Annotated in this window: 6 protein-coding genes; 2 read left to right on the forward strand and 4 right to left on the reverse strand. The window is 70.9% G+C overall.

Annotated elements, in window-relative coordinates:
• Positions 1 to 33: 33 nt before the first annotated feature.
• The 4 genes from ACQY7V_RS06240 to ACQY7V_RS06255 form a co-directional block, all read right to left on the reverse strand.
• Positions 34 to 1,056, reverse strand: coding sequence for an iron-siderophore ABC transporter substrate-binding protein (locus ACQY7V_RS06240; protein WP_428639388.1), 1,023 nt, complete (start codon positions 1,054 to 1,056; stop codon positions 34 to 36).
• A 219-nt stretch (positions 1,057 to 1,275) separates the two neighbouring features.
• A complete protein-coding gene (gene hemQ, locus ACQY7V_RS06245) occupies positions 1,276 to 2,004 on the reverse strand; it encodes a hydrogen peroxide-dependent heme synthase (protein ID WP_303774326.1) in 729 nt (242 codons plus the stop codon).
• Between the two features lie 55 nt (positions 2,005 to 2,059).
• Positions 2,060 to 3,244, reverse strand: coding sequence for a ferrochelatase (locus ACQY7V_RS06250; RefSeq protein ID WP_428639390.1), 1,185 nt, complete (start codon positions 3,242 to 3,244; stop codon positions 2,060 to 2,062).
• On the reverse strand, positions 3,241 to 4,437 hold the full coding sequence (locus tag ACQY7V_RS06255) for a glutamyl-tRNA reductase (protein WP_428639392.1): 1,197 nt from the start codon (positions 4,435 to 4,437) through the stop codon (positions 3,241 to 3,243). Before ACQY7V_RS06255 ends, ACQY7V_RS06250 begins: the two co-directional genes overlap by 4 nt.
• Before the next feature lie 186 nt (positions 4,438 to 4,623).
• Between ACQY7V_RS06255 and hemE the strand changes: the two genes are divergently transcribed.
• Both hemE and ACQY7V_RS06265 read left to right on the forward strand, forming a co-directional pair.
• Entirely contained in the window at positions 4,624 to 5,718 is a 1,095-nt protein-coding gene (gene hemE / locus ACQY7V_RS06260) for a uroporphyrinogen decarboxylase (protein ID WP_428639394.1), read from the forward strand.
• The coding region (locus tag ACQY7V_RS06265) for a protoporphyrinogen/coproporphyrinogen oxidase (RefSeq protein ID WP_428639396.1) at positions 5,715 to 6,538 on the forward strand (824 nt) is incomplete at its 3' end. The genes hemE and ACQY7V_RS06265, both read left to right, overlap by 4 nt.

The following is a 6,538-nucleotide window of genomic DNA, read 5'->3' on the forward strand; positions in this document are numbered from 1 at the left end:
GTAGTGCGAGGACCGCTGTCGGACGGGAGGAGGTCACGCGAGCTTGCCCGCGGCTTCGGCGATCTTCGCGACGTAGTCGTCGATGCCCCACGGGATCGAGAGCGGCCCGGGGTTCGTCGAGGCGGCGAAGGAGGAGTTGCCGACGAAGACGACGGCGCCCTTCGCGATGGCGGGGATCGTCCCGATGAGGGGGTCGGCCTGGTAGGTCGCGAGGTCGGACTCCTCGCCGTACATGACGATGAGATCGACGTCGGACAGGGCGTCGGCGTTCTCGGCGGAGACCTGGACGTGGAAGGAGCTCGGATCGGCCTCGGAGGCGCTCTTCACGGACCCGGGGACGGTGAGGCCGAGGTCGGCGAGGAAGGCCGTGCGCGGGTCGGTGGTCGTGTAGTAGCCGATCTGGGACAGGTCGCTCGGCGATCCGTAGAAGAAGGCGGCCGACTTGCCCTTGATCTCGGGATGGGCGGCGACCGCACGGGAGATCCTCTCCTCGAGCCCGTTCACGAGAGTCTCGCCCTCGGCGGCCTTGTTCATGCCGGCGGCGTCCATGCGGATGAAGTCGCGCCACGGCGTGCCCCAGGCGGCGCCCGGGTAGGCGATGGTCGGCGCGATCTTCGTCAGCGTGTCGTAGTCCTCCCGGGTGAGGCCGGAGTAGGCGGCGAGGATGATGTCCGGCTCGGTCGCGGCGACGGCTTCGAAGTCGATGCCGTCGGTCTCGTCGAAGAGGACGGGCTTCCCGCCGAGTTCGTCGACCTTCTCCTTCGTCCAGGCCAGCATGCCGGATCCGTCCTCGACTCCCCAGGTCTGGGCGGCGAAGCCGACGGGGACGACGCCGAGGGCGAGGGCGACGTCCTGGTTCGCCCAGCCGATGGTCGCGACGCGCTCGACCTTCTGCGGGACGGCGGTCTCGCCGAAGGCGTGCTCGATGACTGCCGCGCCGGTACCGGGGGCCGCGGATTCGGCGCCCGCGGATTCGGAGGCCCCGGAGGAGCAGGCTCCGAGGAGCCCGACGACGAGGGCGGCTCCGGCGGCCGCGATGAGGCGATGACGTCGCATATCGATCCTTTTCCTAAGGAAAGCTGAAATTACGTCAGGCAAGGCTAGCCTAATTTTCTCAATCGCGACATTCGACGATCATCCTGCGACCTCGGCACTCCCCCGCTCCGCGCCGCACCCCTTCCGCGCCCCCCTTACAGGAGCGGAGGGGCGCCGAAGTCCGAAGGGCCGATGGGACCTCCGTCTTCGACGCCCCCGCTTCTGGGCAGACGAGTCGACTCAGGCGAGGGGCTGGACGGAGGCCCACTCGGCGAGCGGCACGCGACGCCCCGTGAAGAAGGGGGTGTCGACGCGGACGTGGAGGCGCGCCTCCGTGTAGCGCTGGGCGTGGAGGACGCCCTCGAGACGGTCGAGGGAATCGGCCTCGAAGGCGAGGATCCACTCGTAATCGCTCATGCCGAAGCTCGACAGGGTCGAGCCCTTGACATCGGGGTACTGGGAGAAGCCGTTGCGGCCGTGCTCGGACATGATCCGCGAGCGCTCCTCGGCGGGCAGGAGGTACCAGTCGTAGGAGCGGACGAAGGGGTAGACGGTGATCCAGTCGCGGGGGGCGACTCCCGCGAAGCAGGCGGGGACGTGGCCGCGGTTGAACTCCGCGGGCGTGTGCTGGCCCATGACGGACCAGACCGGGTCGAGGTAGTCGCCCAGCGGCGAGGCGAGCAAGGCCCGGTAGGCCTTCTGGATCGCCGCCGGATCGTCCGAGAGCCACCACACGAGGAGGTCGGCGTCGGCGCGGAAGCCCGCGATGTCGTAGGTTCCGCGCAGCTCGACGCCCTCGACCTCGATCGCCGCGAGGGTGTCGGCAACGAGGGCGGAGCGCTCGGCCTCATCGGAGGGGAGGGGGACGGCGGTGGCGAATACGGAGGTGAGGCCGTAGTGGAAGCCGTTGTTGATCGCGTCGATGTCGACGTTCTCGGCGTCGCGCGGATCGTGGACGTAGTTGCCCATGGTGTACTCCTTCGTCGGTTGGGGTGATTCGTGGTGGGACGGACGCCGCCCGCCCTCAGCGCTGCGCCTCGCGGGCGCGGTGCGGATGATGCGGGGGCGGCTCCCCGTTCTTCGGCGCGGCGGGACCTGCGACGACGGGGATCCCCGTATCAAGGCCGGCGATCATCCGGCAGGAGTGGGGACCGCATTCCTCATGCCAAGGCCCGGATTCGAGGGCGCAAGGGCGTTCGGGGTCCTCGCCCCTGGCCCTCGCGGCCCTTTCGCACACGAGGTCGACGAGGGAGGCGATGAGGGCCGGGTGGGTCCCCGCGGTTCCGGCTCTCACGTAGTCGATGCCGAGGCCTTCCGCCGTTTCGGCGGCCTCGGTGTCGAGGTCGTAGACGACTTCCATGTGGTCGGAGACGAATCCGATGGGGGCGCAGCACACGGCCCGCACGCCCTCGGCGGCGAGTTCTTCGAGGCGGTCGTTGATATCGGGTTCGAGCCAGCGCGCCTGCGGCGGGCCCGAGCGCGAGCAGTAGGCCAGTTCTGCACGGATGGTTCCGCGCTCGACTCCGAGGGCGTCTTCGACGCGGGGGACGAGGACTTCGGCGAGGGCGAGGTGCTGGGCGATGTAGTCGGATCCGGGCCGTTCAGGGTCCCCCGACCCTTCTTGCATGGCGACGGGGATGGAGTGGGTGACGAGGAGGAGGCGGGTCTCTTCCGCTCCGCGACCCTGTTCTTCGAGTCGCCTGTAGGCGGTTGCGATCCTGTCGACCTGGGCCTGAAGGAAGCCCGGAGAATCGTAGAAGGTCCGGGTCTTATCGACCGTGACGCCGTCCGCGTCCTCACCGATGCCGGCGAGAGCCGCTGCGACGTCTTCGCGGTACTGGCGGCACCCCGAGTAGGAGGCGTAGGCGGAGGTGGGGAGCATGAGGATCCGCTTCGCGCCCGAGGCGACGAGCTCGGCGAGCGATGCGGAGATGAAGGGATGCCAGTTCCGGTTGCCCAGGACGACGGGGAGCTCGGCTCCGCGGGCTGCGAATTCAGCGCGGAGGGCCTCGATCAGGCGTTCGTTGCAGGCGTTGATCGGGCTGACGCCGCCGAAGCGGGCGTAGTGCCCGGACACCTCGAGGAGGCGCTCATCGGGGATGCCCTTGCCGCGGGTCGCGTTGCGCATGAAGGGCAGGACGTCCTCGGGGCCGTTGGGGCCGCCGTATGAGACCAGGAGGAGGGCGTCGTAGGGATGCGCGGGGTTCATCGTCCATTCCCTCCGATTCCGAGGACGAGGTCGATTCCTTCGAGGTAGCCCGCGGCGTTGCCGTCGGCGACGGCGGCTCGGGCTCGGCGGCAGGGGACGTCGAGGAGGCGGGCGGCGAAGTGGCGGAGGGCTCGGGCGGCGCGTTCGCGTTCCGCGGGCGCGAGGTGGGCGAGGGCGGCGGTCTCCTCTTCGAGGACGGCGTCGACCCGGGCGCGCAGTTCCACGACGGCCGCGTCGACGCCGTGCCCTTCGGATTCGTGGGCGAAGTCGCGCACTGCGCGGGCGACGATCCGCTCCGCGGCCTCGAGCTCGGAGTGCTCGACCTCGGGAAGGCGTTTCGCGACGGCGTCGAGGTCGATGCGTCGGATCCCCTCGGGGAGCGTTTCAGCGGGCGCGATGTCGGGACGCAGGGCGAGGTCGAGGATGACGAGGCGACGCCCCCGCCGGGCGCTCATGGCGTCGTCGAGGTCCGCGGCGGAGAGCACGGGCTGTCCGGTGCCCCGGCAGGCGAGGACGAGGTCGGCTCCGACGAGGGCCTTTGGCAGCTCGCGCGGGCCGACGGGCCGCGTGCCGTGGCCCTCGGAGAATGCTTCGGCCCGCCCGGAGGCCGAGTGGACGCGGATGTCGGCGACTCCGCGGTCGCGCAGGGCCGCGACGGACGCGCCCGCGTACGAGCCCGTGCCGATGAGGACGGCGCTCAGTCCGCGCAGCGGGCCGAGAGATTCCTCGGCGATGGCGAGGGCGACCTCGACGATGGAGCGGCCCCTGCCGGCCAGTCCCGTCGCAGCGGCGACTCTGCGCGATACGGCGGAGGCGGATTGCACGAGGCGCGAGAGCGAGGGCGTGAGGCGCCCCTTCCGTCCGGCCTCGTCGGCGGCCCTGCGCACCTGGCCGACGATCTCGCGTTCGCCGACGACCATCGAGTCGAGCCCGCATGCGACGCGGAAGAGGTGCTCGGCGGCGTCGACGCCGCTGAGGGCGCGCACGCCCGGAAGATCATCGACGAGGGCGGAGGGGAAGGACTCGGAATCGACGAGGATTTCGACGCGGTTGCAGGTCGACAGGAGGATCGCCCCGTCGAGGGCCCCTTCGGCGAGGTGCGCATCGAGGATCGCGGGTACGGCGACGGAGGCCGCAGCGACGTCGTTGAGGCCGCGATTCGAATGACTCGCAGAAAGGAGGTGAATTCCCATGACGGCGCAATCAAACCATATTCTTCGAAATAGGGCACAATTCTCGGAGGAGTTCGGGGACGCTATTTTTCTGACACTCCGACAGGAAATACCCCGCCCTCGGGAATCGCCATTTCCTGACGGAACGACAGAAAATCATGTCTCTTAGAATTCGATGAAGGACCCCCACAGAAGGAAATGCATTCCATGACTTCGAGCACACGGTCGACGCAGGGCGAGGCTCTCCTCGACTCCCCCTTCCTCCGGGCCCTGCGAGGCGAGCGCCCCGAGGTCACCCCCGTCTGGTTCATGCGCCAGGCCGGCCGCTCCCTGCCCGAGTACCGGGAGCTCCGGGCGCGCTCGGGGGCTCCGATGCTCCAGGCCTGCCTCGATCCCGGGCTCGTCGCCGAGGCGACCCTCCAGCCCGTGAGGCGCCACGGCGTCGACGCCGCGGTCTTCTACTCCGACATCATGGTCCCCCTGCTCCTCGCGGGGGTCGATGTCGAGATCGCCTCCGGGATCGGCCCGGTCATCGACCGTCCGATCCGCACCCGCTCCGACGTAGAGCGCCTCATCGATCCGGGCGCCCGCCTCGACGCGCGCCCCGGCCTGGAGGCGATCCGCGAGGCCGTCGCCCTGACGGTCGAAAAGCTCGGGAGCACTCCGCTCATCGCCTTCGGCGGGGCGCCCTTCACCCTCGCCTGCTACCTCATCGACGGCGGCCCCTCCCGGGACCGCCTCGAAGCGCGCCGTCTCATGCGCTCCGACCCCCGGTCATGGGAGCTGCTCCTCGACTGGTGCGCGCGCGTCACCGGCGGATTCATCGCCGAACAGGTGACGGCGGGCGCCTCGGCCGCACAGCTCTTCGACTCCTGGGTCGGCGTCCTCTCCGAGCGCGACTACCGGGAATCGGCGCTCCCCCACTCCGCCCTCGCCCTCGACATCGCCCGCTCTGCGATCAGCCCCTCCACCGGCCTGCCCGCGCCGCTCATCCACTTCGGGACGGGCACGCCCCACCTGCTGCGCGCGATGCGCGAGGCGGGGGCCGATGCGATCGGCGTGGACGAGCGGATCGGCCTCGATGAGGCGAACACCCTGCTCGGCGGCGCACTCCCCCTTCAGGGCAACCTCGACCCGGCCTGTCTGGCCGCACCTCGCGAGATCCGCGAGCGCGCGGTCGACGAGGTCCTGCGACGCGGTCTTCACGCGCCCGCCCACGTCTTCAATCTCGCGCACGGCGTTCCCGCCGACACGGACCCCGAGGTCCTCACGCGGATCGTCGAGCAGGTGCACTCCCGATGAGCAGCCCCCTTGACGCTTCAGCCGACCGGCATTTCGACGCGATCGTCATCGGCGGCGGGATCGCGGGACTCGCCGCCGCTTGGGAGTTCACGAGGGCGGGCCTGCGCCCCCTGATCCTCGAAGCCCGCGGCTACCTCGGCGGTCAGATCGCCGCCCTCGACATCGCGGGAGCGCGCATCGACATCGGCGCGGAGTCCTTCGCCCCGCGCGGGACGGCCGTGTCGTCGATGGCCGCTGAGCTCGGCCTCGAGGTCGTCGCCCCCGAGGGCGGTCGCGCCTCCCTCTTCCTCCCGCCGCTCGATCCTTCCGGGGACGCCCCCTGGGCGCTCCACCCCTTCCCGCCGGCCTCTCTCATGGGCATCCCCTCCGACCCGGGCCTGCCCGCAGTCGCGGCGATCCTCGGGGACGAGGGCGCGAAGCGGGCGCAGGAGGACCGCCGCCTCCCGGCGGATGCCGGGGGGGAGCGCCCCGATCTCGCCTCCTTCGTCGAGGCGCGCATGGGACGGGCCGTGGTCGATCGCCTGGTCCGCCCCATCGTCGCGGGCATCCATTCCGCCGATCCGGCGGACCTCGATGCCGACCGGGTCGTTCCCGGGCTCCGGGCCGCCACCCTCGCAGCCGGGAGCCTGTCCGCCGCAGTCGAGGAGATCCTCGCCCGTTCCCCGGGTCCGCGCGGGGACGTGGGGATCCGCGGCGGCATGGGGGCGCTCGTCGAGGCGCTGCGCGAGGCGATCCTTCGCGCCGGAGGGGCGGTGCTCACCCGCACGGGGGCCCGCACCTTGAGCCGCACGGGGGAGGGGTGGCGCGTGGAGGCGGCACC

Origin of the sequence: Schaalia sp., from assembly GCF_050312375.1 — a bacterium.
In the GTDB taxonomy this organism is placed as follows: Bacteria; Actinomycetota; Actinomycetes; order Actinomycetales; family Actinomycetaceae; genus Pauljensenia; species Pauljensenia hyovaginalis.

Bases quoted from the DNA above. Each gene is read 5' to 3' on its own strand.
- hemE (WP_428639394.1), top strand. From the start codon at position 4,624: ATGACTTCGAGCACACGGTCGACGCAGGGCGAGGCTCTCCTCGACTCC.
- ACQY7V_RS06255 (WP_428639392.1), bottom strand. From the start codon at position 4,437: ATGGGAATTCACCTCCTTTCTGCGAGTCATTCGAATCGCGGCCTCAAC.
- hemQ (WP_303774326.1), bottom strand. From the start codon at position 2,004: ATGGGCAACTACGTCCACGATCCGCGCGACGCCGAGAACGTCGACATC.
- ACQY7V_RS06250 (WP_428639390.1), bottom strand. From the start codon at position 3,244: ATGAACCCCGCGCATCCCTACGACGCCCTCCTCCTGGTCTCATACGGC.
- ACQY7V_RS06240 (WP_428639388.1), bottom strand. From the start codon at position 1,056: ATGCGACGTCATCGCCTCATCGCGGCCGCCGGAGCCGCCCTCGTCGTC.